The following is a 20,607-nucleotide window of genomic DNA, read 5'->3' as shown; positions in this document are numbered from 1 at the left end:
TATCATTTGATTACGCCGTTTTTTTATGGAGTATTTGTGCCTAAAACCTATATGCCAGATCCACTTATCGATGCTTTTCTTGATGATCTTTGGTCAAGCAAAGGACTGAGTGATAACACGCTATCGGCCTATCGTACCGATCTACGCCATTTTGATCGTTATCAAGGTCAGCAAGGCGTGACGTTACTCGCGGTTTCTCAGACCGATGTTAGGGCATATCTGGCCTTTAGAGTTGAGCAGGATTTTGCGCGTACCAGTAGCGCTCGGTTGCTCAGCAGCTTACGGCGTTTCTATACTTATCTGGTGCAGACCAAGCAGATTTCAGCCGATCCTATGGCCTTAGTAGAGTCACCTAAGTTAACGCGCCATTTGCCGGATTCTCTGAGTGAGTCGCAGGTTGACCGTTTACTGTCTGAGCCCAATGTAGATGATGCTGTCGAATGCCGTGACAAGGCAATGCTAGAGCTTTTGTATGCAACTGGCCTCAGGGTGAGTGAACTTGTCGGCTTGACCATGGAACAAATGAGTTTGCGCCAAGGCTTAGTACGTATTGTGGGCAAGGGTGGCAAAGAGCGTCTTGTGCCGCTGGGGGAATTGGCTATTACCGAAGTGGAGGGCTACATGAAATTTGCTCGCCAAGAGTTGCTCGGTAATAAACAATCCGATGTGGTATTTCCGTCGAAACGCGGGCAGATGATGACACGGCAAACTTTTTGGCATCGGATTAAACTTTATGCTCTGCGTGCGGGGATTGAAACTGCATTATCACCGCACACTTTACGCCATGCTTTTGCCACTCATTTGCTCAATCACGGTGCCGATCTGCGGGTTGTCCAACTGTTATTAGGTCACAGCGACTTGTCGACCACGCAGATTTATACCCATGTCGCACGGGCAAGATTGCAGGAATTGCATCAACAGCATCATCCTAGAGGCTAAAAAAGGATTTAGTTACAGCATAAATTTGCTTTCCGCGCGGCTTGTCTGTAACTTTTTGCCCCTATACAGGGTCTATTGAATATCTCGAGTTAGAACGGCCCCAATATCTCGTTGTAGTGACACAATTTATAGGATGTCCCATGAAGTTGACCCCAGCATTATCCTTAGTTTTTGCCCTCCTAGTTGCACCACTTGCCAGCGCTGCAACTGCGACGTCTCCCGATACCGCTGCGATTAAGCAAAAACTCGGTGAGATGTTAGATGTTGAAGTCATTTCTATGCAGGACTCACCAATTGAGGGCTTGTATCAAGCCATGACCAACCGCGGCGTGCTCTATATTAGCCGTGATGGTTCAAAACTATTCCACGGTAGTGTGTATGATATCGATAAGGGCATGAAAAACTTAACCGAAGCCGCATTAGCGGGTCCGCGTTTAGAAATGATGAAGCCGCTTGAAGAGAATATGCTTGTATATAAAGCGAAAAACGAAAAACATGTGGTCACTGTATTTACCGATGTTAGCTGTGGTTATTGCCGTAAACTGCATAGCCAAATGTCTGACTACAATAAACTTGGTATTACAGTGCGTTACTTAGCCTTCCCGCGCGCGGGTGTGCCGTCAGCTAATGCCGACGAGATGCAAGCTATCTGGTGTGCTAAAGATCCATTAAAAGCCATGACTGATGCTAAAGCGGGCAGCAAAGTTGCCGCGGCAACATGTGATGCTAAAATTGCTGAGCAATATGCGTTAGGCACAACCTTTGGTGTTAATGGTACGCCTGCAATCGTATTAGAAGATGGCAATATGATCCCTGGTTATCAACCGCCTGAAGACTTATTACGCACCTTAGAGGCACGTCAGTAACAGTCTAAAATGTAAAATTTATCCCACGAAAGGTGAGCTTAAGGCTCACCTTTTTGTTATCTTATTGCCACGATTTCATGAGAGTTTGAGTCCCTTGATCCATAAGATAGTCCGTCGCCCAACCGTTGATGATAGCCATTTACCCGCTCATCTTTCGCCGCTATTGAAACAACTTTACGCCCGCCGTGGTGCGCTAACCCACGAATGCGAGCTTGTCCTTAAGGGTCTATTAAGACCTGAAACCATGAAAGGGTTGCCCGAAGCCGCGGCGCTTATCGCCGATGCAATGCAGACGAATAAGTCGATTCTGATCGTGGGTGACTTTGACGCGGACGGCGCCACATCGACCAGTGTGTGTATGTTGGCGCTGCGGATGATGGGCGCGGTGAAAGTGGATTATTTGATCCCCAATCGCTTCGATTATGGTTACGGCTTAAGCCCTGAAATTGTTACGGTTGCGGCGTCTAAACAGGCTGAAATGCTGATCACTGTCGATAACGGTATTTCATCGATTGACGGCGTTGCGGCGGCCAAAGCCTTTGGCATGCAAGTGGTGATTACTGACCATCATTTACCCGGACATGAGTTACCCGCTGCCGATGCGATAGTGAACCCTAACCAACCGGGCTGTCCATTTGCCAGCAAATCGATAGCGGGTGTCGGTGTCGCCTTTTATTTGATGACAGCATTAAGGGCTGAACTGCGAACGCGAAACTGGTATCAAACGCGCGGTATTGCTGAGCCTAATCTAGGGACACTGCTCGATATCGTTGCCCTTGGCACCGTTGCCGATGTGGTGTCACTCGATGCCAATAATCGTATTTTGGTTGAAGCAGGTTTACAGCGCGTGCGAGCCGGGCGTTGCCGTGTGGGGATTACTGCGTTGCTTGAAGTGGCGAAGCGAAATCCGGCGCGCATTGTCGCATCTGACTTTGGTTTTGCCGTGGGCCCAAGGCTTAATGCTGCAGGCAGGCTGGATGAAATGGCACTTGGGGTTGAAACCTTACTCTGCGAAGACATGATGTATGCGCGGCGCATGGCGGCAGAGCTTGACGGATTGAATCAAGAACGCCGTGAGCTGGAGGTCGGCATGCAGCAGGAAGCCTTAAAAAGCCTAGAGCACTTAAAGCTTAACGAAGCCGAGTTACCTTGGGGGATCGCCTTATTTCAAGAGGATTGGCATCAAGGCGTGATCGGGATTTTGGCCTCGCGCATTAAAGACAAATACCATAGACCCGTGATTGCCTTTGCCGATGCGGGTAATGGTGAAATTAAAGGCTCGGCGCGTTCGATCAAAGGCTTGCATATGCGCGACTTATTGGAGTTAGTGAACACTCGCCATCCTGGACTGATTATTAAATTTGGTGGTCATGCAATGGCGGCGGGTTTATCGCTCAAAGCGGGCAGTTTTGCTACATTTGCTAAAGCCTATGATAATGCGGTGCGTGAGCAGCTTAAACCTGAGTTGTTAACGGGCGAGCTTTGGTCCGATGGCGAACTCACTCCAGCAGAGTTGAATCTTGAAATGGCTCAGTTACTGCGTAATGCGGGACCTTGGGGACAAGCTTTCGAAGAGCCGTTATTCGATGGTTACTTTACGATAGTGCAACAACGTCTTGTCGGTGAGCGCCACCTTAAGCTCGTACTCGAAACCCAATGCGGCACTGTGATGCTCGATGCCATTGCCTTTAATGTGGATTTGCACACTTGGCCAGATGCGACGATTAATCATGCTCGTGTTGTGTATAAACTCGATGTGAATGAGTATCGCGGCAATTTTTCGCTGCAACTTATGGTTGAGCAAATCGAAGCTATGTAAGATGACAAGGAGTGAAGTTGAAATCATTATCCGATAAAAAAATCCGCCAGCTACTTAAGCGTTTTGCTTGGATATATGTTGTCTGCTTAAGCATTCCGTTTATCTCAACTTTACTCACCACTAAGGCTCAGGGGCAAATGCTACTTATGGGGATTTGGCCCGCAGCCTCCTTGTTTTACTTTCTCGCTTACCGTTATTTAGCTAAATCCTTTAAGTATGAAATCAATCGCCACTTAGCTTTTAGTTATCATGGCGGTGGCACTTTAGCGGGGGCTTTGTATTCGTTAGCTAAAGTGGTGTTATTAGCGATGGCATTTATGATATTTATGAGTGCCAATAACACCTGAACTGACGTTAACGGAAAATTTCGGAGAAAGGAAAATGCAGCAGGAAACAGGATACAGAGTCAGTACAGAGCAAGCTGAAATGAATCTTGAGGTTATTCATGGCTTTATTAGTAATAGCTATTGGGCGCAGGGCATGCCAAAGGCGCTGCTACAAAAAGCGTTAGCCAATAGCCTGTGTTTTGGGGTATTTGATAAGGACAATCAACAAGTGGCTTTTGGCCGCTTAATCACAGATAAAGCCACTTTTGCCTATCTTGCCGATGTGTTTGTACTTGAGTCGCACCGCGGCTTAGGTTTAAGTAAGTTGATGATAACAGCGATTCTTGAACATCCTGAATTACAAGGTTTAAGACGGATAATGTTAGCCACCCGCGATGCCCATGGACTCTACGCCCAGTTTGGATTTAAAGCGGTCGATACCCCTGAAATGCTCATGCAAATTAGGCCTGCTAAGCCTTATCAATGCCTTAGTTAACATCAAAAAAATAGCCAGCAAATGCTGGCTATTTTTTTGCGTTAGCTTTGATGTCTGTTGATGAGTTAAGCCTTAAGCGGCTTTGGTCGCGGCGGTCTCTTCATCGCTGTGGCGAATTAAGTAATCAAATGCGCCCAGTGATGCGGTCGCGCCGCTGCCCATGGCAATGATAATTTGCTTGAAGGGTGAGTTAGTGACATCACCTGCGGCAAAAATACCTGGGACTGAGGTTTGTCCGCGCTCATCGACTATGATCTCGCCCCTTGGGGTTAAATCGATCGTGCCCTTCAACCATTCCGCATTCGGTACTAGCCCAATCTGCACAAAGATACCTGCAAGTGCGACATGGTGACTCTCGCCAGTGGCTCTGTCAGTGTAGTTCAGGCCATTAACCCGAGTACCATCGCCAGTCACTTCAGTGGTCATGGCTTGGGTAATGATTTTAATGTTACCCATAGAAGCCGCTTTACGTTGCAGTACATCGTCGGCGCGCAGGGTTTTATCAAATTCCAGCACAGTCACATGTTCTACTATGTTCGCAAGATCGATAGCCGCTTCGATACCTGAGTTACCGCCGCCGATCACCGCCACACGCTTGCCCTTAAATAACGGGCCATCACAATGTGGGCAGTATGCGACGCCTTTGCCGCGGTATTCTTTCTCGCCGGGGACGTTCATTTCACGCCAGCGGGCACCTGTGGCTAACAATACGGTACGGCTACGTAATTTCGCGCCGCTTGCCAGTTCAAGCTCGAACAAGCCATCGGTGCCTAACGACACAGCTTTTTGGTTGTCCATGATGTCGACTTCGTAGTCTCTTACATGGGCTTCAAGGTTTGCTACTAGTTTTGGACCTTCGGTCGCTTTGACCGAAATAAAATTCTCGATACCGACGGTTTCAGCGACTTGTCCGCCAAACTTGTCGGCAACAATACCGGTGCGAAGTCCTTTACGTGCTGCATAAATGGCTGCTGCTGCGCCGGCTGGGCCACCGCCAACGACTAAGACTTCGAATGGCGCTTTTTCATTAATTTCATCGGCCTTACGGCTTGCGGCATTGGTATCCAGTTTATTGAGGATCTCGCCAATGCTGATACGGCCGGCTGCAAACACTTCGCCATTTAAGTAGACAGAAGGCACAGCCATAATGTTTTTGCTGGTTACTTCTTCTTGGAACAGGGCACCGTCGATCATCACGTTGGTGATATTCGGGTTAATAGCCGCCATCATGTTCAGTGCCTGTACTACGTCTGGGCAGTTTTGGCAGGTCAGTGAGACGTAAGTTTCAAAGGCATATTTGCCTGGCAGATTGCGGATCTGCTCAATAATATCATCGCTGAGTTTGATTGGGTGTCCACCCGTGTGCAGTAATGCCAGCACGAGTGAGGTAAATTCGTGACCCATAGGCAGACCAGCAAAGCTGATTTGCGTATTAAGCTCTGGGTTAATCACTGTCATCGCTGGGATGCGTTCGCCCTGAACTTCTTTCAGGCTCACCAGAGAAGATAGGCTGACAATGTCTTGCGCTAAGCTTTTTAATTCTTGAGACTTTCTACTTTCATCTGCAGACACGACAAGTTCAACTGGTCTCTTGAGGTTTTGCAGATAGGTTTGCAGTTGATTTTTTAAATTCGCATCTAACATGTGATGACTCCAAAATCGCTTAAAAGGGAGAAAGAGGGGGCCAGTCTAGGCCCTTGCAGGGGCGGGCTTAATCCTTTGCTGCGTGGCGCTACAACTGTGTCGGCTGTAACGCCAATCAGCTTGGGACGCTAGACTGGCGGGGTTGACGCTTTGCAGGCTAAATTAGATTTTGCCAACTAGGTCTAAAGACGGTGCTAATGTTTCGTCACCTGGTTGCCATTTAGCTGGGCAAACTTCGCCATCGTGAGTAGCAACATATTGAGCTGCTTGAATTTTACGAACTAGCTCTTGAGCGCTACGGCCGATGCCTAAATCGTGAACTTCGCTGACCTTGATTTGGCCTTCTGGGTTAATCACGAAAGTACCACGTAGTGCTAAACCGTCTTCTTCAATCATCACGCCGAAGTTACGGCTGATAGTGCCTGTTGGGTCAGCCAGCATTGGGAAGTTGATCTTCTTGATGGTGTCTGACGTGTCATGCCATGCTTTGTGAGTGAAGTGAGTGTCAGTTGATACTGAGTAAACTTCAACACCCATTCCTTGCAGTTTTTCGTAGTGATCAGCCATGTCGCCTAATTCAGTTGGGCAAACAAAGGTAAAATCTGCTGGGTAGAAGAAGACAACAGACCATTTACCTAACAGGTCTTGTTCAGTTACTGGAACGAACTCACCATTGTGGAATGCAGTGGCTTTGAATGGTTTGATTGTGCTGTTGATAATTGATTGAGTCATTTTATGCTTCCATTTAGTTGATGATGGCTTAAGTTCATAACGAGGACATTTGCTTGCGTCCTGTCGATGTGAAGCATATTACCGACTCGATTAAAATTAAGATAACGGATAAAAACTATTATCTTAATCGGTTTAGTCGAATGACGATGCGATTAGGTCGGACTCAATCGGTTTTTCTGCGACTGCTGCGGGTTTGGCGTGACTGGGTGTAGTTTGGGTTTAGCCTGCTGGTCTTTGGTCTTTGGTCTTTGGTCTTTGGTCTTTGGTCTTTGGTCTTTGGTGATTGAGATAAGATAAATTTCGAGCATAAAAAAGGGATATCAATGATATCCCTTAAAGTGTAAATACAATTAAAACAAGATACTGAGGTTCTAGGTTCTAGGTTCTAGTTTCTAGTTTCTAGTTCTGTGCTTTGGGTTGAGTTAACCAAGTGCTGAGTAAGCGCACGCCGTAACCTGTTGCGCCCGCAGGCACAACAGCGGTATCAGTGGCGGTTAAGGCATTACCTGCGATATCGAGATGTGCCCAAGGCTGTTCGCCCGCAAAGCGTTTTAAGAACATGGCCGCAGAGGAAGCCCCCGCGCTGCCTTCTTTACCTGTGTTTGTGAGATCCGCGATAGTGGATTTAAGCTCATCCGCATAGGTTTGATCTAACGGTAAGCGCCAGACCTTTTCGCCAACCTGTTGACCTGCATAAGTTAGCTGCTGCACTAAAGGCTCAGAATCGGTAAACAAGCCTGCGTAAACATTGCCTAATGCACTCACTTTTGAGCCAGTCAGTGTCGCAACATCGATAATCACAGATGGCTTATAATTTTCTCTGGCATACCAGAGGCCATCGGCCAGCACTAGGCGACCTTCGGCGTCGGTATTGAGCACTTCAACGGTGAGACCTTGGGCGGTTTTAATCACATCACCAGGGATCATTGCATGACCCGATACCATGTTCTCCGCCATGGGCATAATCGCCACTACGTTGACAGGCGCTTTTTGAATCGCCATAGCTTTTATAGTGCCAAGCACTGTGGCTGCACCTGCCATATCTGACTTCATCCGCGCGATTGAAGTACCTGTCGCCTTAATATTGTAACCACCCGAGTCGAAGGTGATGCCTTTACCGACCAGTGCGATTGGCGCGTCTTTGCTACCAGGCCAATGGGCGACCACTAACTTAGGTGGGCGCTCGCTGCCTTTACCTACAGCAGCTAAGGCGCCCAGTTGTAGACGTTCGATATCTTTGGCTTCTAATACCGTGACTTTAACGCCGAGGGATTTGAGTTTTCTGGCTTCGTTAGCAAAGCTGTCGGGATACATAATGTCTGCAGGTGCGTTTGTCAGATCGCGCGCTAAAAACACACCTGCTTCAACCGCTTGCAGATTTTTATGGTGTTTTTGGTTGCGACTTAAATCATCGACAGCGATTTGGTAATTCTTCTCGGCACGGGGGCTCGCTTTGAACTGAGTATAACGATAACTGCGTAGTTCAATTCCGTGGGCAAGCTCAGAGGCAAATAGCGGCGCGGCAGTTAAGCCTTGGGTGAGTACACGCACTGTGGCTTGGGGAACCGTATCGAGTTTGGCCGCAACATTGCCGCCGATGGTATTAATGTCGCCGGGCGTTAAGTTTTTTGCATCGCCAATGCCGACCAGTAAGACCCGTTTAGCATCAATTTCGCTGGGTACCAAAATCTCGAGGATTTCCCCCCGTTTGCCGGAAAAAATATTATCCGCCGTTGCTAGGTTTAATTGATCTTGGGTCGACTGAGGTAAAAAGTCGATCCCATAGGTAGTAGAATCAGCACTTTGGAATAGCACTAATGTATCTGAATTCAGTGAGCTACGAGTGTCAAAACTAAAACTTTCGGCGTTAGCATTGAGAGAGTTAAGGCACGCCAGAGCCATAACGCTTAACATCAATTTATTATTATTTTTCATGGTGACAGCTCATATCATGGAAGTGTGAGAAGAATATCAAAGCTCAGCCTTAGGGTTAACTAATTTACGCTATTTTGCTGATATTAGTATTAAATCCAAGGCCCAAAGCGTGTCAATGATCGATCAAGGGCAAAACCCAATTGTTGCGATAAAGATTGAGCACTACTTTTAAGGGCCGAGGTGCCTAAAAGCTGTGGCGATTGGCTCGCAAAAATCACCCAATTACCGCCGCCTGTGAGACAAGCGTTCACATGGGCAAAGTGTTGTTGTAAGTCGGCTAACAACTCGCGATTTTGGCTATGTTCTTTCCAGCAGTTCAGCACTAAATACCCATTGGGTTTGATGAGGTTAGTGCACTGCTCAAGGAATATTGGCGAAAGCTGCCCTGTTTCAACGCCTTTGGCTGTATAAATATCGGCAAAAATTACATCCACTTTTTTATGATCGCCAGCAGCTAAAAAGGCAATAGCATCATCATTGATAAGATTGAGCTTTTTACCTATCGGCAGCTGAAAATAGCGCTTAGCTAACTCAATCACCGCGGGGCGTAATTCCACCGCTGTTAACTTTATTGCCGCGTCGAAATTGCGCAGTGAGTGAATAATCGAGCCGCCGCCTAAACCTAAAACAATAGCGCTCTTGGGCTTACAAAACAGTAAAACCAACAACATGGCTTGCACATAAGTGTGCTGGGGAATATGGGGCGCCGCCTTGAGGATCTTACTCTGCTCATCGTTATCGCCAAAGGACAGGATCCGTGAGTCGTCGTAATCGATTACACGAATCGGGCCTAGTGCGTCTTGGGTTTCATGTAAGAGGGTCGAATCGGCCATATTGGATTAATTACTCGGTTTAGCTGTTTGGCTTGTTTGCACGGGCTATAACTGCTCGCGCAAAAAAGTTAGAATTCAGACAGTTTTAGTTAATTGAGCCGCTATTATGACAAATCAAATCCTGCTTGCCTGTATTTATCTTGCAGTGTTTCTCTTTTTACAGCGCGCCTTAACCCATTGGGTTAGAAAACTCGCGCAAATGAAGCAAGTGAGTGTTGCACGGACCAGTTTAGTGACCCGTTTTATTTCCTATGTGATGTTTTTTATTACTCTGTCCTTGATGGCGGTCTCGCTCGGACTGGGCTATCAGGATGTGTCGCTATTTGTGTCATCTGCCTTTGCGGTGATGGGCGTTGCATTGGTTGCTCAATGGTCGATATTGAGTAATTTAACTGCTGGCGTGCTGATCTTTTTCGTGTTTCCCTACCGTATCGGCGAGCGCATTCGGGTGGTTGATAAGGATGAAGATATTAGCGGCGTGATCATCGAAATCGCTTTATTCCATGTGCTTATTCACCGCGACAATGGCGATACCATTACTTATCCTAATAACCTCATGCTGCAAAAGGCAGTGTTAAAGCTGGCCGATCAAACCCCCTTAGCTGAACGTCAGGCCTTACTCGAAGGCAAAAAGAAGTTTGATCCTGAGTAACAAAGGATATAGATACATGGTCATTGAAGAAGATGTTGGCAAATTGATTGATACTGAACTTTATAGTTCATTACTCGTCTATGCAAAAAAGAATAGCAAAGTAAATGTGAATGAATGTGATCTACCTAAAGTGTTATTAGCCTATGATGCACAAAAAATAAACGCCGCCGAGTTTTCTATTTTAGAGATGGAGAAGATAGTGTCATCGAACATGACACTATTTACTCGTTTCTTCGATAAAAAAATTGATACTTTTATTGATGCACCAGATGAGCAAGAGAGCAATGATGATGTTATCGAAACACTGCCTTTTTATAAAAATTTCTTGGTGATATATATTATTGAGTTCTGCCTCTTAATTGAAAAGCAAGATGAACTAGAACATTACCTTAAAAAAATAAGAGTACCAGGCAGCAAAAAATATTCACGAAAATTAAAGGAGATAATGACTGCTTTGTAATTGAGAACAGTCAGAGTAATACGCGTATATAATTTTGAATAAACTTGATAGTTCTGGTCATGGTTGGCAATCTTAGTTATATGGAGTTCGTATGTTTGCAAAGTCAATAACCATTTTTCCTTTTGGTGATATTTCAGGAAAAGGTCAATCAAAAATCTGGGAAAGGAAATTAGATATACCTTATTTAGGGGATGGCTTTCTCATACGTATTTGGGGGACAAAAGAGGGACCAACAGTATCCCAATGTGAGGCATTCGATAAACTCATCAATAATGCCGAGCAGATTAGAAAAGATGCAACCACTAGGATTATTCACTTTCTTACCTCTTCAGACATTGTTCCTGCAGAAATCCAACTCACCTCATCCAATGTTTGGACATTTTTGTTGCCATGCTTGATCGAAGTTAATGCAAATAATGAATACAGCCTTGGTGTTGGTAAGCTAGGTTCAAATGCCATTTCCATTGGATATGATATTTCTTGGGGTAAAGGTTTTCCCCTTTTGCAGATAGGTGTTTTAGATGGCTTTATCGATGAAATATATTCCGAATAGTGATTATCTGCTTTTTACTAGCAGTTTAATATATGAAAGGATGAATCACTAAAACCATAATATTAGTTAAGGTTTTAGTGATTCATTTGATTTTAAAAAGTTAGATCGTTAGGTGTATTTTTGGCAACACTAAACGCTATTTTAACGAGGCGATAAAGGCTTCAGACTTTTGGCGGTAGGATTCTTCAAATGCAATGATAGCAGCTATGATACCAGAGCCCAAAAGCACTTGTAGAGAGGGGATAAGAGTAGCTATGCCCACTGTCGACCAAAAGTTAAGGCTAAATCCACGTGTCATCCAAAACTGACTCGCTAGGCCAATTAATGAAAGCACGACGGCTAATAACGAAACAACGGTTGTTACTCGGGTAATCACTAATAGTAATGCTAAGTTTTTTGAGAATAAATTTTTATAGGGTTTCATTTTTACTCTTTCCTTAAGTATTTAATATTTTGTATGTTTAATTTATAAACTAGTGAAGTATTCTTTGAAAAAACGCTATCGCTTGCAGGTACATTTGCAGTGCGAGTGCGGGATCATAGCGTTCGCCTTCATCACGCATAAAGGCGTGTTGGGCGTTGACTTCAAGCCAAGTGAAGTTACGGTTCAGCGCCATTAATTGCTGGTGGATTAGAACACAGCCTTCTGCTGATACGTGGGGATCTTGCTTGCCGAACACTAACACTAATTCCCCTTGAATATCACCGCTGCGGCTCAATGAGTCATTGCCGTAAGCGCAGGGTAGGGTGTTGGAATGAATGTCGGTTGGATAGAGGCAAAATGCACCTAAAATAGCGGGGTTGAGTGCGGCGCGATAGGCTAAGTGGCCACCGATACACACGCCCATAGAGCCAACTTTGCCATTACAGTAAGTTTGTTGAGTGGCAAAATCGATCAGGGCTTGGGTATCGCTATCGTGGTGTTCTAGGGGTTTGGCAAATTTATCGGCGTTACCTTTATCTTTACCTGATTCATCATAGGCCAGCACTGTGCCTAAAGGATTCAGTTCATGGAACACTTCGGGTACTAACACCACAAAACCGTGGCCAGCAAGAATAGTGGCGGTGCGGGCGATGGGCGCAGTTTGCTGAAATATCTCGGAATAAAAGATGATACTTGGGAATATTCCCTGTGCTTCTGGGCGATAGATATAGGTGCGCATTAGCCCTGAAGGTGTGGAGATATCCTGAATTTCCTGAGTCACTAACATATTTATATTCCTCTATGAGGCTTCAAACGTTGAAGCCTCACTTTAGCAGTCAGGATTTTATCTGTCAGTTAAAACAATTCGTTACCTGAGAGTTCACCGGCACATAGTGCTTTTATATTGCTCAAGGTCGTTTTGGCAATGGCGCCTAGGGCTTCTTCGGTGAGGAAGGCTTGGTGACCCGTGAAAATCACGTTATGGCAGGCTGATAAACGACGGAATACATCGTCTTGAATAATTTCATTCGATTTGTCTTCGAAGAACAGGCCCTTTTCGTTTTCGTATACATCGAGCCCAAGCGAGCCGATTTGCCCCAGTTTTAATGCTTCCATTGCGTCGAAAGCATTGAGTAAACCACCGCGGCTGGTGTTGATCACCATGACACCGGGTTTCATCTTGGCGAAGCTGGCTTGGTTAAGTAAGTGACGGTTATCCGCGGTCAACGGGCAATGCAAGCTGATGATATCGCTGTTGGCATAAATAGAGTCGAGATCTTGATATTCAACATTCAGCGCGATGACAGCCGGATTGATAAAGGGATCGAAGGCAATGACTTTACAGCCAAAACCGAGCAATACCTTGATGGTTGCTACGCCGATTTTACCTGTACCAATCACGCCGACGGTTTTGCCGAACATGTTAAAGCCGACTAAGCCTTCGAGGGAGAAGTTGGCATCGCGGGTGCGTTGGTAAGCTTTGTGGATTTTTCGATTCAGTGTCAACATCAGTGCGACTGTATGTTCGGCCACGGATTCAGGAGAATAAGCTGGTACGTTAACGACTTGCATGCCTAAGCGTTTAGCGGCAACTAAATCGACGTTGTTAAAGCCAGCGCAGCGCATGGCGATAATTTTTGTGCCACCCTTAGCGAGTTCGACCAGAACTTCTTCACAGAGTGAATCGTTGACGAAGGCACAGACAATTTCAAAACCTTCAGCAAGCTTCACTGTTTGCATGCAGAGGCGATAATCGAAGTACTCAATTTGTGCACCAAACGCAGCATTTGTGCGGTTAAAGTGCTGCATGTCGTAATGTTTTGCGCTAAAAAATCCAATTCTCATTTCAGTCACCTAACGGGTTTGCTGATGTAATTATCTGGCAAAGAGTGTAAGTGAGTTAGGGCTTTTTGTCCTTAGCCTTAGAAAATTCCCCGTTAAAAGAGTGAGCTTTATCATCAATTGGGAATAAAAAAAGCGAGCCCCTGACGGCTCGCTTATTGATTGACTGCTTTTACTTGAAGTGTTCAAGCTAGGGCTCTCATATTGAAAGTCGTACTATTATGAGCTGAGGGTTAGTCCTTTAACCCTCCGTTATTGCATTTTACTTTTTGTCTTTAGCGTATTTAGCTGCAGATGCACCCGCGATACGGCCATAAGTAACGATATCGGAAATAGCATTACCACCTAAGCGGTTAGCACCGTGAACGCCACCAGTGACTTCACCTGCTGCATATAAACCATCAATAGGCTTGCCCGTTTTTTCACTCTTCACTTCGGCTTTAGTATCGATCACAACACCACCCATAGTGTGGTGAACTGCTGGCGCGATTTCGAGAGCGTAGAAAGGTGCAACAACTAATTCACGTGGTAAATCAGGACGTTCAAATTGAGCATCTTTACCTGATTTAACAAAGCCATTATAAGCTTTCACTGTTTTAGCGAGTTCGGCCGCTGGAATATCTAACTGTTTAGCCAGATCTTCAATTGTTTTGCCTTCTTTAACAATGTTCAGGTGCACATAGCCTTCGATGGCTTTTAAGCTCTTACGGATAGAGTCATCGAATACCAAATAAGCACTTTCGCCTTTTTGTTGCAGAATCGCGGCAGACGCTTTGTCACGGGTGGTGATTTCGTTCATAAAGCGGTTACCTTCACGGTTAACCACGATCGCACCGTTACCACGTACCGCTTCGGTGATCATCACACCACCAGCAGGTGAATAAGTTGGGTGAGCTTGAATAAATTCTAAGTCGCGAGTTGCAGCACCCGCTTGCAATGCCACGTCTAAGCCATCACCTGTAGCACCTGGGTGGTTAGTCGCTTTAAAGCCTTTTAACTTAGGATCGTACTTAGCTACACGATCGTTATTTTTCGCAAAACCACCCGCTGCGATAACGACAGCGTCAGCTTTGACCACGTAATAACCTGTGTATTCACCCTTCACCAATACGCCGGTAATTTTACCGCTCGCATCTTCAAGAATACGTACTACACGGCTGTTTAAGCGGATGTCAGTACCACGTTTCACTGCATTGTCCCATAGAACTTGTGCTACGTGTGCACCCACGCCAGCGCCGCCTGTTGGACGGTGACTACGGTTAACACTTGCGCCACCCATACGACCTACGTCAGTCATATCGGCACCCATAGAGGTTAACCAATCGATAGAGTCTGATGAGTTGTTGGCTAAGGTTTTGACTAATTCAGGATCGTTAATATTGCGACCACCTTTCATGGTGTCGTCGATCATGATTTGTTTCTTGTCTGCGATACCTAGTTTAGCCTGTGGCTTAGTTTCTGCAGCGTTCATACCACCAGCAGCAAGTTTAGTGTTTCCGCCTGGGATAGGTTCTTTTTCAAGCAGGATAACTTTAGCGCCTGCATCACGGGCTGAAACGGCTGCAGCAAGACCTGCACCACCTGAACCTATGATCACGACATCAGTGGTTTCTTTTGCGCCAGCGGCAATGGCTTTATCTTGAGCAGCTTTGTCTGCATCAACAGGCACAAACTTACGTTCCCACTTGCCACCGTAAGGCATATCGAAGCCGAAGCTGTGACAAGCATCGCAATAGGTGACTGATTTTTCATGACCTTTATGGCAGCTAGTACAAGCAATTTCGCCAATTAGGTGAGATTTATGGGGTGATACTTTATCTTTAGGTGCAGCGGCGGCCAGTTCTTTTAAATCACCGTGGCAGCTAACACACTGAGCATTTTCATGGGTAAGGTTGTCGTTGGTGACGCCACCTTTGTCTGATACGTGGCAGCTGTCGCAGCTACCCATTTCACCGTGAAAATCGGCTAGCACTTCTGGTGCTGCATAGGCAGTACCTGCCATAGCGCCAGAGATCAGCATGGCTAGTGCTGTTTTTTGAATCTTTCTTGTGAACATGATAGTTCCTCCGCCGTACATTCATCTACTTAATAAGGGTTATTCATCGTGGCGTGATATTTATTTTTTACGCAGCTCACGCACTGTTAGAGCATTCTCCATTTGCAAATTTAGCACTATCTAAAGAGGTATATGTGTGTTCAGATCACATAACCTTTGTTACAGCGAAAATAACATATTTAAAATGTGCAATCGGATGGGGAATATTAATGAAGTTGAGACTAATCACTGCTTCAATACGGTATAACATGCGTGAGTTAACATATTGAATGGATTGATTTTAACTTTATAAAATAAAAATGGCATAAATTATGGCTTTGGTGGTGTGTTTTATCTATTTGTATTTTATAGATATTATAATTTAATCTTGTATATTGAGGTGATGGCTTATTTATTTTTATATATTCTATAAATAATGTTATTTCAAAAGCCTTTATTGTATAAAATTATATTATCACTTTAATTAAATGTTACGCAATTGATTCTTAAGGGGTTGTAATGCATAAACAAGGCATATCTGAAAAACGTTTTTGGTTTCAACGTTTGAGTAAAACCAGTTTAAGGGCATTACATATTTTAGGGATCGTTGGTGTCGGTGGTGGCATTTTATTAGATGTAAATAAAGTGCAATGGTTGAGTTATTGGTATCTCGCGATGACGACGGGCAGCATATTAATGTTGTGGGAAATCGTACGGGATTGGCGCTGGCTGATCCAGCTTAAGGGAGTGTTAACTTTAGTAAAAATAGGCTTGCTTGGCCTGTTTGTGCCGCTGGCTCATTACAAACCTGAGCTGTTAATCGTGATACTTTTTTTGTCAGTTATCGTGTCCCATGGTCCTGCAGGGCTCAGGCATTATTCTATTGTGCATCGTCGGCAAATTGACTCGAAAAAAGAAATTAAGGGCTAATTGATATGTCTGTAACCCATACGTCAACTTTAACGCCTGCTGCGTTAATCACAGAGTTCGCTTGGCCTAATCCATCTGTGTCTAACTTAGACTTGAGTTGCTTCGATGGACTTAAGGTGCTCGATCTCGCTTGCGGTTCTGGGCGTAATGGTTTGTGGTTTTTAGCGCGAGGGGCTGAAGTGACTTTTATCGATCGAGATTTGTCAGCCATGTCACACATTGATCAGGCTAATGCTTACAAATTACAAAGGGATTTAGAAGCAGAGGCAGGACCATTATTGCCGGTTGAAGAGTACGATATTGTCTTAGTATTTAATTATCTGCATCGCCCATTACTGCCACAAATTGCTAAGGCGGTTAAGAGCACAGGCCTTATTGTCTATGAAACCTTTACAACGCAACAGGCGCAGATAGGTCGGCCACGCAACCCAGATTTCTTACTTACTGAAAATGAACTCAAATCAGTGTTTGCTAACTGGCAATCTTTACATTACTTTGAAGGTCGATTATGTGATCCGCAGTCCACTCAAAGCAGTTATAAAGCCCAGTTGATTGCGCGAAAACCTACAACGTAAATTTATTGATTGAGACTCAGAGGTCGTAGGATGTTTCCCTATCCAGAGCAATATCGCATTGCAACGCCGCCGTTGACGACCGCCTTTATGGTGGCGTGGGCTTTATTCAGTCACAGCTTATTTTCCGATGCAAATCCTGTCGCACTCTATCCGCTGTTAGCGCTATTTCCCTTGGTGATTGGATTACACTTATATTTGATTTTGTTAGCAAAAGGAATGGGGCGACTCGATCAGTGTTTCTATGCCTTAGTGCATATCCCACTGGCGTTTGTGGTGTGGACATTCACTATTATGCACGTGAATGGTAACGCTTTTTCTTAAATTCGCCTGACGTTTTAGAGAAAATAACAAAAAAAAGCGCCCTGATAATCAGAGCGCTTTTTTTGATTTTGTATTGCTAACAATTAGGCCGTGGTGTTGATGTTGTGGCCTGCATTGCCTACGGGTTTTGGCGCCGCAGCTGCAATTAAATCTACCGCGATTTGACCTTCGGCTTTTTGCTGCTCTTTGGCTAACTGAGCAACCTTAACGCCAATTGCACCATTTTCTAGATTCGGTGCGATAGCTTGTGTATTCAGTGAAATTGACATAACTAACCTCAATTGTAAGCTGGATCCCTTTATCGGCAAACCCACGGTTAACTTTAGTCGTTACACATGAATTTGCCAATCTGCAATTATTTTGCCTTGGCCGTGAACAGTTTGCGGCCGATAACAATTATTGCTGTAACGCCTAGTGAGCCTAAGATCAATCCGAGTGCCAGACTCACATTTTGCAGTGCTGTTGGGTCAATAACCAGTGCGATACCCATACCCAACATCATCACGCCTGACATAAGTTTCAGGGTTTGGCCTTCTTTTTCGGTCAACTTACGTTTGCCTAAGGTCGCACTGAAAACGATAACAATAATAGCCAGCGGGATCACATATACAATATTGTATAAAACCAGATACATATAGCGTTCAATGTCTGGCAGATTGTGCATAGATAGCACACTGGTGTAGATCATTGGGAAGCCTGCGGTGCAAAGTAATTCATAGGCGTTGGCGAGGATAGCTAATACGGTAGAACCTATGAGTAACGCGCCTAAGTTACTGGAATTGGATAGTTTCCCCATGCGTTTTATTAGACTCGTACGATTTTCTGCCGACATCGATAGTGTCACTTCTCCCTTAGTAAAGAAGTAATCTTTGATATTGATGACTCCTGCGATCAAAGCTAAACAACCCGCTGCTAAAATGATCATACCGCCATCACTGCCTGCCCCCAGCAGTTGGAAGATGTTTAGCCATGCAGTCATAAACAGGAAATAGATAAAGCCGGAGAAGAATACGAAAATCCCGCCGACGAGTAACATGCGGCTGCGACTCTTGGCATTAACCATTATCGACAGTAAAAATAGCAACACAAAGAAGGCACAAGGGTTAAAAGCATCGACACCTGCGAGCACTAAGGTGAGTAACGGCAGAGACATAGTCTCAGGTGTCACTACTCCCACTAAAGGTAATTCAACGGGTTGAACTTCTGGCTCTGCAACGGGCTCGCTTAAGCTGGTGGCATCACAGGTGCCTTCACCAGTATCCGTGCCACAAGTGCCAAAGAGCGGTGCATCTGTTTGAGCGCTTGTGGTTGTGCTGGTGGCTCCTTTGGTGGGGAGGTCAGCGTCGCTCAGTTTACCGCCAAGGGATAAATAACAATTCTTCAGTCGATTGACTAAAAATTCACCCGTTACCGCTTCACTTGAATATCCCACAATGGCTTTTTCACAACTTGCCATATAGGGCACTGAGCGTGCTTCAGTACTGGTTTTTGAGGCGATATTTTGCCAAATATCCTGTACGCCGGGATCTGACACCCTATGGGATTCGAGTTCTATCCAAGGGTATTTTTGCGGTAATGAATCAATGAACGGATGGGCCTCTGCACAGTGCGGACAGGTTTTTGACCAAAAGAAATACAGCTTAATTTTGAGTTCACCCTGAGCATTCACATAATGCCACGTTCGATCCGCTGAGCTTGAGTGTGTTGTCTCGGCCCAGCTCGGGATAGAAAAGGCAAAGAGAAATAATAGCGAGCAAAAGAGAGATAATTTCGATAGATATTTTGTCATAGCGCCTCCCACAGAGAGTGGGTTTAAGTATCGTCAAACGGTTCGATTATCTCTTACTCTACTTAAATCAATCATTTTGATTAAATTAGATATTAAGAAGTGTTAGTTAACTCGCGAATAATAATTTTTTGGGAACTGAAACCAGTTTATCGCCCTGTGAAATGGTGTGATGCACACTCACTCTCAGCTTGAGTCGTTATTGGCTAGTAAAGAATAAAGCACCCGAGGGTGCTCTATTTCTGACGTTATCAACAGTTGTCGATGATGGGTTATGGTTAGCCTAGCGTTACGCCATTTACGCTAAGTTTCACGTCGATATTATTGCGCGTGGCGTTCGAGTATGGACAAACTTGATGTGCATGACGCACTAGGGCTTCTGCGGCTTCTTGCGGTAAATCTAAGCTAACTTCTAAGGCAACCGCTAATGCAAAACCGCCGGCATCATTGGCACCTATGCCGACAACCGCACTGACTGGCGCTTCGGTAATATCCACTTTGCCGATTTTTGCGACGTGCAGAATGGCGTTTGAGAAACAGGCGGCATAACCTGCGGCAAACAGTTGTTCAGGATTCGTGGCAAGTCCGCTACCGCCCATGGCTTTTGGATAGGCTAGAGCGACATCCAGTAAACCATCATCAGTGCTGACTTGACCTTGACGACCCGCTTTTGCTGTGGCACGTGTTTCATAAAGTGTTTTCATAGTATTAGACCTTTTAAGATTAAGGATTAAGTAAATCGATTTAAATTGTGCGCAATTCAATTGTGATAAACTATAATTCGATCTTTGGTGTGAATGCAAGTATATTGTGCGCAATATATTTAATTTGTCGGATCTTCCTATGGCAACAACTCAACCCAACACCCGTGTTAATACTGTCGATATGGCCGAAAATACCAGCAAAGAGAATGCCTTATGTCTTGAGAATCAAGTGTGCTTCTCACTTTATAGTGCTGCAAATGCTATGGTGCGTGCCTATCGGCCTTTGTTGGACAAATTAGATCTAACCTATCCGCAGTACTTAGTCATGCTAGTGCTATGGGAAGAGCAGGGGATTAGTGTCAAAACCTTAGGCGATAAACTTTTCCTCGATTCAGGCACGTTAACGCCATTGCTGAAGCGGCTAGAATCTAAAGGATTAGTGACTCGTGGTCGTAGCGAGCAGGATGAACGCGTGAGAGTGCTGGCCTTAACGCCTACAGGACTTTCCCTCAAAACACAGGCAAGTGAAATTCCTCATTTGATGCGTTGTAAAGTCGGCGGCGAGGCGAGCGAACTAAAAGCCTTAAAGGCCATGTGCGATCAAGCACTTAAGCAATTACATGCCAGTATTGATTAAACACTTATTGTCGAGATTTGATCTAAGATTAACTTATTGACATATTAACGCTTATTAGCGGTTCGATTGAGCGTAATGGGTTGTATGCTTCAGGCTCA

Annotated in this window: 23 protein-coding genes; 12 read left to right on the top strand and 11 right to left on the bottom strand. The window is 45.1% G+C overall.

Features of this window, described 5'->3' with window-relative positions; translation table 11 throughout:
• The first annotated feature begins 36 nt into the window (after positions 1–36).
• The 5 genes from xerD (at position 37) to L5M71_RS13000 (ending at position 4,446) form a co-directional block, all read left to right on the top strand.
• Positions 37–939 carry a site-specific tyrosine recombinase XerD gene (gene xerD, locus L5M71_RS13020; RefSeq protein ID WP_263172494.1) on the top strand — a complete coding sequence of 301 codons (903 nt, stop codon included), beginning with the start codon at positions 37–39 and terminating at the stop codon, positions 937–939.
• 140 nt (positions 940–1,079) lie between these two features.
• Positions 1,080–1,805: a bifunctional protein-disulfide isomerase/oxidoreductase DsbC gene (dsbC, locus tag L5M71_RS13015; protein ID WP_105250085.1), complete on the top strand. Its 726-nt coding sequence runs from the start codon at positions 1,080–1,082 to the stop codon at positions 1,803–1,805.
• A 94-nt stretch (positions 1,806–1,899) separates the two neighbouring features.
• Entirely contained in the window at positions 1,900–3,624 is a 1,725-nt protein-coding gene (gene recJ, locus L5M71_RS13010; protein ID WP_263208205.1) for a single-stranded-DNA-specific exonuclease RecJ, read from the top strand.
• A gap of 17 nt (positions 3,625–3,641) precedes the next feature.
• Positions 3,642–3,971: a hypothetical protein gene (locus L5M71_RS13005; RefSeq protein WP_113939820.1), complete on the top strand. Its 330-nt coding sequence runs from the start codon at positions 3,642–3,644 to the stop codon at positions 3,969–3,971.
• A gap of 34 nt (positions 3,972–4,005) precedes the next feature.
• Complete coding sequence (locus tag L5M71_RS13000; RefSeq protein ID WP_263208203.1) at positions 4,006–4,446, top strand: GNAT family N-acetyltransferase; 441 nt, start codon at positions 4,006–4,008, stop codon at positions 4,444–4,446.
• Positions 4,447–4,518: 72 nt separating this feature from the next.
• Here the strand turns inward: L5M71_RS13000 and ahpF are convergent, their stop codons facing one another.
• From ahpF to L5M71_RS12980, 4 genes are all read right to left on the bottom strand, one after another.
• On the bottom strand, positions 4,519–6,090 hold the full coding sequence (gene ahpF / locus L5M71_RS12995) for an alkyl hydroperoxide reductase subunit F (RefSeq protein ID WP_173246578.1): 1,572 nt from the start codon (positions 6,088–6,090) through the stop codon (positions 4,519–4,521).
• A 162-nt stretch (positions 6,091–6,252) separates the two neighbouring features.
• Positions 6,253–6,822 (bottom strand): alkyl hydroperoxide reductase subunit C, encoded by a 570-nt coding sequence (gene ahpC, locus L5M71_RS12990; protein ID WP_105250080.1) that lies wholly within the window; start codon positions 6,820–6,822, stop codon positions 6,253–6,255.
• A gap of 399 nt (positions 6,823–7,221) precedes the next feature.
• On the bottom strand, positions 7,222–8,757 hold the full coding sequence (locus L5M71_RS12985) for a leucyl aminopeptidase (RefSeq protein WP_263208201.1): 1,536 nt from the start codon (positions 8,755–8,757) through the stop codon (positions 7,222–7,224).
• An 89-nt stretch (positions 8,758–8,846) separates the two neighbouring features.
• The gene (locus L5M71_RS12980; protein ID WP_113939824.1) at positions 8,847–9,590 is read right to left on the bottom strand and encodes a spermidine synthase; all 744 of its coding nucleotides are present in this window, start codon (positions 9,588–9,590) and stop codon (positions 8,847–8,849) included.
• A gap of 106 nt (positions 9,591–9,696) precedes the next feature.
• Between L5M71_RS12980 and L5M71_RS12975 the strand changes: the two genes are divergently transcribed.
• From L5M71_RS12975 to L5M71_RS12965, 3 genes are all read left to right on the top strand, one after another.
• Complete coding sequence (locus L5M71_RS12975; protein WP_006080363.1) at positions 9,697–10,242, top strand: mechanosensitive ion channel family protein; 546 nt, start codon at positions 9,697–9,699, stop codon at positions 10,240–10,242.
• Between the two features lie 16 nt (positions 10,243–10,258).
• Positions 10,259–10,702, top strand: a complete 444-nt coding sequence (locus L5M71_RS12970; protein ID WP_263208197.1) for a hypothetical protein — start codon at positions 10,259–10,261, stop codon at positions 10,700–10,702.
• Positions 10,703–10,793: 91 nt separating this feature from the next.
• Positions 10,794–11,255 carry a hypothetical protein gene (locus L5M71_RS12965; protein ID WP_263163778.1) on the top strand — a complete coding sequence of 154 codons (462 nt, stop codon included), beginning with the start codon at positions 10,794–10,796 and terminating at the stop codon, positions 11,253–11,255.
• Positions 11,256–11,391: 136 nt separating this feature from the next.
• Here L5M71_RS12965 and L5M71_RS12960 read toward each other — a convergent pair whose 3' ends face one another.
• The 4 genes from L5M71_RS12960 to fccA all read right to left on the bottom strand — a co-directional run bounded on the left by L5M71_RS12960 (position 11,392) and on the right by fccA (position 15,577).
• Positions 11,392–11,679 (bottom strand): hypothetical protein, encoded by a 288-nt coding sequence (locus L5M71_RS12960; protein WP_263208194.1) that lies wholly within the window; start codon positions 11,677–11,679, stop codon positions 11,392–11,394.
• 49 nt (positions 11,680–11,728) lie between these two features.
• Positions 11,729–12,466, bottom strand: a complete 738-nt coding sequence (locus L5M71_RS12955) for a dienelactone hydrolase family protein (protein ID WP_263208191.1) — start codon at positions 12,464–12,466, stop codon at positions 11,729–11,731.
• Positions 12,467–12,534: 68 nt separating this feature from the next.
• Positions 12,535–13,524, bottom strand: a complete 990-nt coding sequence (locus tag L5M71_RS12950) for a 2-hydroxyacid dehydrogenase (protein ID WP_105250073.1) — start codon at positions 13,522–13,524, stop codon at positions 12,535–12,537.
• A gap of 259 nt (positions 13,525–13,783) precedes the next feature.
• Positions 13,784–15,577 carry a fumarate reductase flavoprotein subunit FccA gene (gene fccA / locus L5M71_RS12945; RefSeq protein ID WP_113939829.1) on the bottom strand — a complete coding sequence of 598 codons (1,794 nt, stop codon included), beginning with the start codon at positions 15,575–15,577 and terminating at the stop codon, positions 13,784–13,786.
• Between the two features lie 498 nt (positions 15,578–16,075).
• Between fccA and L5M71_RS12940 the strand changes: the two genes are divergently transcribed.
• From L5M71_RS12940 to L5M71_RS12930, 3 genes are read left to right on the top strand one after another with little or no spacing between them, the layout of a single operon-like run.
• Positions 16,076–16,486, top strand: a complete 411-nt coding sequence (locus tag L5M71_RS12940) for a hypothetical protein (RefSeq protein ID WP_113939830.1) — start codon at positions 16,076–16,078, stop codon at positions 16,484–16,486.
• Between the two features lie 5 nt (positions 16,487–16,491).
• Complete coding sequence (locus L5M71_RS12935) at positions 16,492–17,061, top strand: class I SAM-dependent methyltransferase (RefSeq protein WP_263208189.1); 570 nt, start codon at positions 16,492–16,494, stop codon at positions 17,059–17,061.
• 30 nt (positions 17,062–17,091) lie between these two features.
• Positions 17,092–17,382, top strand: coding sequence for a hypothetical protein (locus L5M71_RS12930; RefSeq protein ID WP_105250069.1), 291 nt, complete (start codon positions 17,092–17,094; stop codon positions 17,380–17,382).
• A gap of 83 nt (positions 17,383–17,465) precedes the next feature.
• Here the strand turns inward: L5M71_RS12930 and L5M71_RS12925 are convergent, their stop codons facing one another.
• The 3 genes from L5M71_RS12925 to L5M71_RS12915 all read right to left on the bottom strand — a co-directional run bounded on the left by L5M71_RS12925 (position 17,466) and on the right by L5M71_RS12915 (position 19,872).
• Positions 17,466–17,651, bottom strand: a complete 186-nt coding sequence (locus L5M71_RS12925; protein ID WP_106651481.1) for a cytoplasmic protein — start codon at positions 17,649–17,651, stop codon at positions 17,466–17,468.
• Between the two features lie 86 nt (positions 17,652–17,737).
• Complete coding sequence (locus L5M71_RS12920; RefSeq protein ID WP_263208186.1) at positions 17,738–19,171, bottom strand: cytochrome C biosynthesis protein; 1,434 nt, start codon at positions 19,169–19,171, stop codon at positions 17,738–17,740.
• Positions 19,172–19,446: 275 nt separating this feature from the next.
• Positions 19,447–19,872: an organic hydroperoxide resistance protein gene (locus L5M71_RS12915; RefSeq protein ID WP_263183275.1), complete on the bottom strand. Its 426-nt coding sequence runs from the start codon at positions 19,870–19,872 to the stop codon at positions 19,447–19,449.
• A 139-nt stretch (positions 19,873–20,011) separates the two neighbouring features.
• Here L5M71_RS12915 and ohrR point away from each other — a divergent pair, with 139 nt between their 5' ends.
• Positions 20,012–20,509, top strand: a complete 498-nt coding sequence (ohrR, locus tag L5M71_RS12910) for a hydroperoxide resistance transcriptional regulator OhrR (RefSeq protein ID WP_263208184.1) — start codon at positions 20,012–20,014, stop codon at positions 20,507–20,509.
• Positions 20,510–20,607 lie beyond the last annotated feature (98 nt).

Origin of the sequence: Shewanella sp. SW1, from assembly GCF_025653545.1 — a bacterium.
Lineage (GTDB): Bacteria > Pseudomonadota > Gammaproteobacteria > Enterobacterales > Shewanellaceae > Shewanella > Shewanella oncorhynchi.
The sequence above is the reverse complement of the archived record's forward strand: the minus strand, read 5'-3'. Positions and strand labels throughout refer to the sequence as shown.

Coding starts and splice junctions, on each gene's coding strand:
- L5M71_RS12925 (WP_106651481.1), bottom strand. CDS start 17,651: ATGTCAATTTCACTGAATACACAAGCTATCGCACCGAATCTAGAAAAT.
- L5M71_RS12915 (WP_263183275.1), bottom strand. CDS start 19,872: ATGAAAACACTTTATGAAACACGTGCCACAGCAAAAGCGGGTCGTCAA.
- L5M71_RS12970 (WP_263208197.1), top strand. CDS start 10,259: ATGGTCATTGAAGAAGATGTTGGCAAATTGATTGATACTGAACTTTAT.
- dsbC (WP_105250085.1), top strand. CDS start 1,080: ATGAAGTTGACCCCAGCATTATCCTTAGTTTTTGCCCTCCTAGTTGCA.
- fccA (WP_113939829.1), bottom strand. CDS start 15,577: ATGTTCACAAGAAAGATTCAAAAAACAGCACTAGCCATGCTGATCTCT.
- L5M71_RS12920 (WP_263208186.1), bottom strand. CDS start 19,171: ATGACAAAATATCTATCGAAATTATCTCTCTTTTGCTCGCTATTATTT.
- ahpC (WP_105250080.1), bottom strand. CDS start 6,822: ATGACTCAATCAATTATCAACAGCACAATCAAACCATTCAAAGCCACT.
- L5M71_RS12955 (WP_263208191.1), bottom strand. CDS start 12,466: ATGTTAGTGACTCAGGAAATTCAGGATATCTCCACACCTTCAGGGCTA.
- L5M71_RS13000 (WP_263208203.1), top strand. CDS start 4,006: ATGCAGCAGGAAACAGGATACAGAGTCAGTACAGAGCAAGCTGAAATG.
- L5M71_RS12940 (WP_113939830.1), top strand. CDS start 16,076: ATGCATAAACAAGGCATATCTGAAAAACGTTTTTGGTTTCAACGTTTG.
- L5M71_RS12950 (WP_105250073.1), bottom strand. CDS start 13,524: ATGAGAATTGGATTTTTTAGCGCAAAACATTACGACATGCAGCACTTT.
- L5M71_RS12965 (WP_263163778.1), top strand. CDS start 10,794: ATGTTTGCAAAGTCAATAACCATTTTTCCTTTTGGTGATATTTCAGGA.
- L5M71_RS12980 (WP_113939824.1), bottom strand. CDS start 9,590: ATGGCCGATTCGACCCTCTTACATGAAACCCAAGACGCACTAGGCCCG.
- ahpF (WP_173246578.1), bottom strand. CDS start 6,090: ATGTTAGATGCGAATTTAAAAAATCAACTGCAAACCTATCTGCAAAAC.
- ohrR (WP_263208184.1), top strand. CDS start 20,012: ATGGCAACAACTCAACCCAACACCCGTGTTAATACTGTCGATATGGCC.
- L5M71_RS12960 (WP_263208194.1), bottom strand. CDS start 11,679: ATGAAACCCTATAAAAATTTATTCTCAAAAAACTTAGCATTACTATTA.
- L5M71_RS12935 (WP_263208189.1), top strand. CDS start 16,492: ATGTCTGTAACCCATACGTCAACTTTAACGCCTGCTGCGTTAATCACA.
- L5M71_RS12975 (WP_006080363.1), top strand. CDS start 9,697: ATGACAAATCAAATCCTGCTTGCCTGTATTTATCTTGCAGTGTTTCTC.
- L5M71_RS12930 (WP_105250069.1), top strand. CDS start 17,092: ATGTTTCCCTATCCAGAGCAATATCGCATTGCAACGCCGCCGTTGACG.
- L5M71_RS12985 (WP_263208201.1), bottom strand. CDS start 8,757: ATGAAAAATAATAATAAATTGATGTTAAGCGTTATGGCTCTGGCGTGC.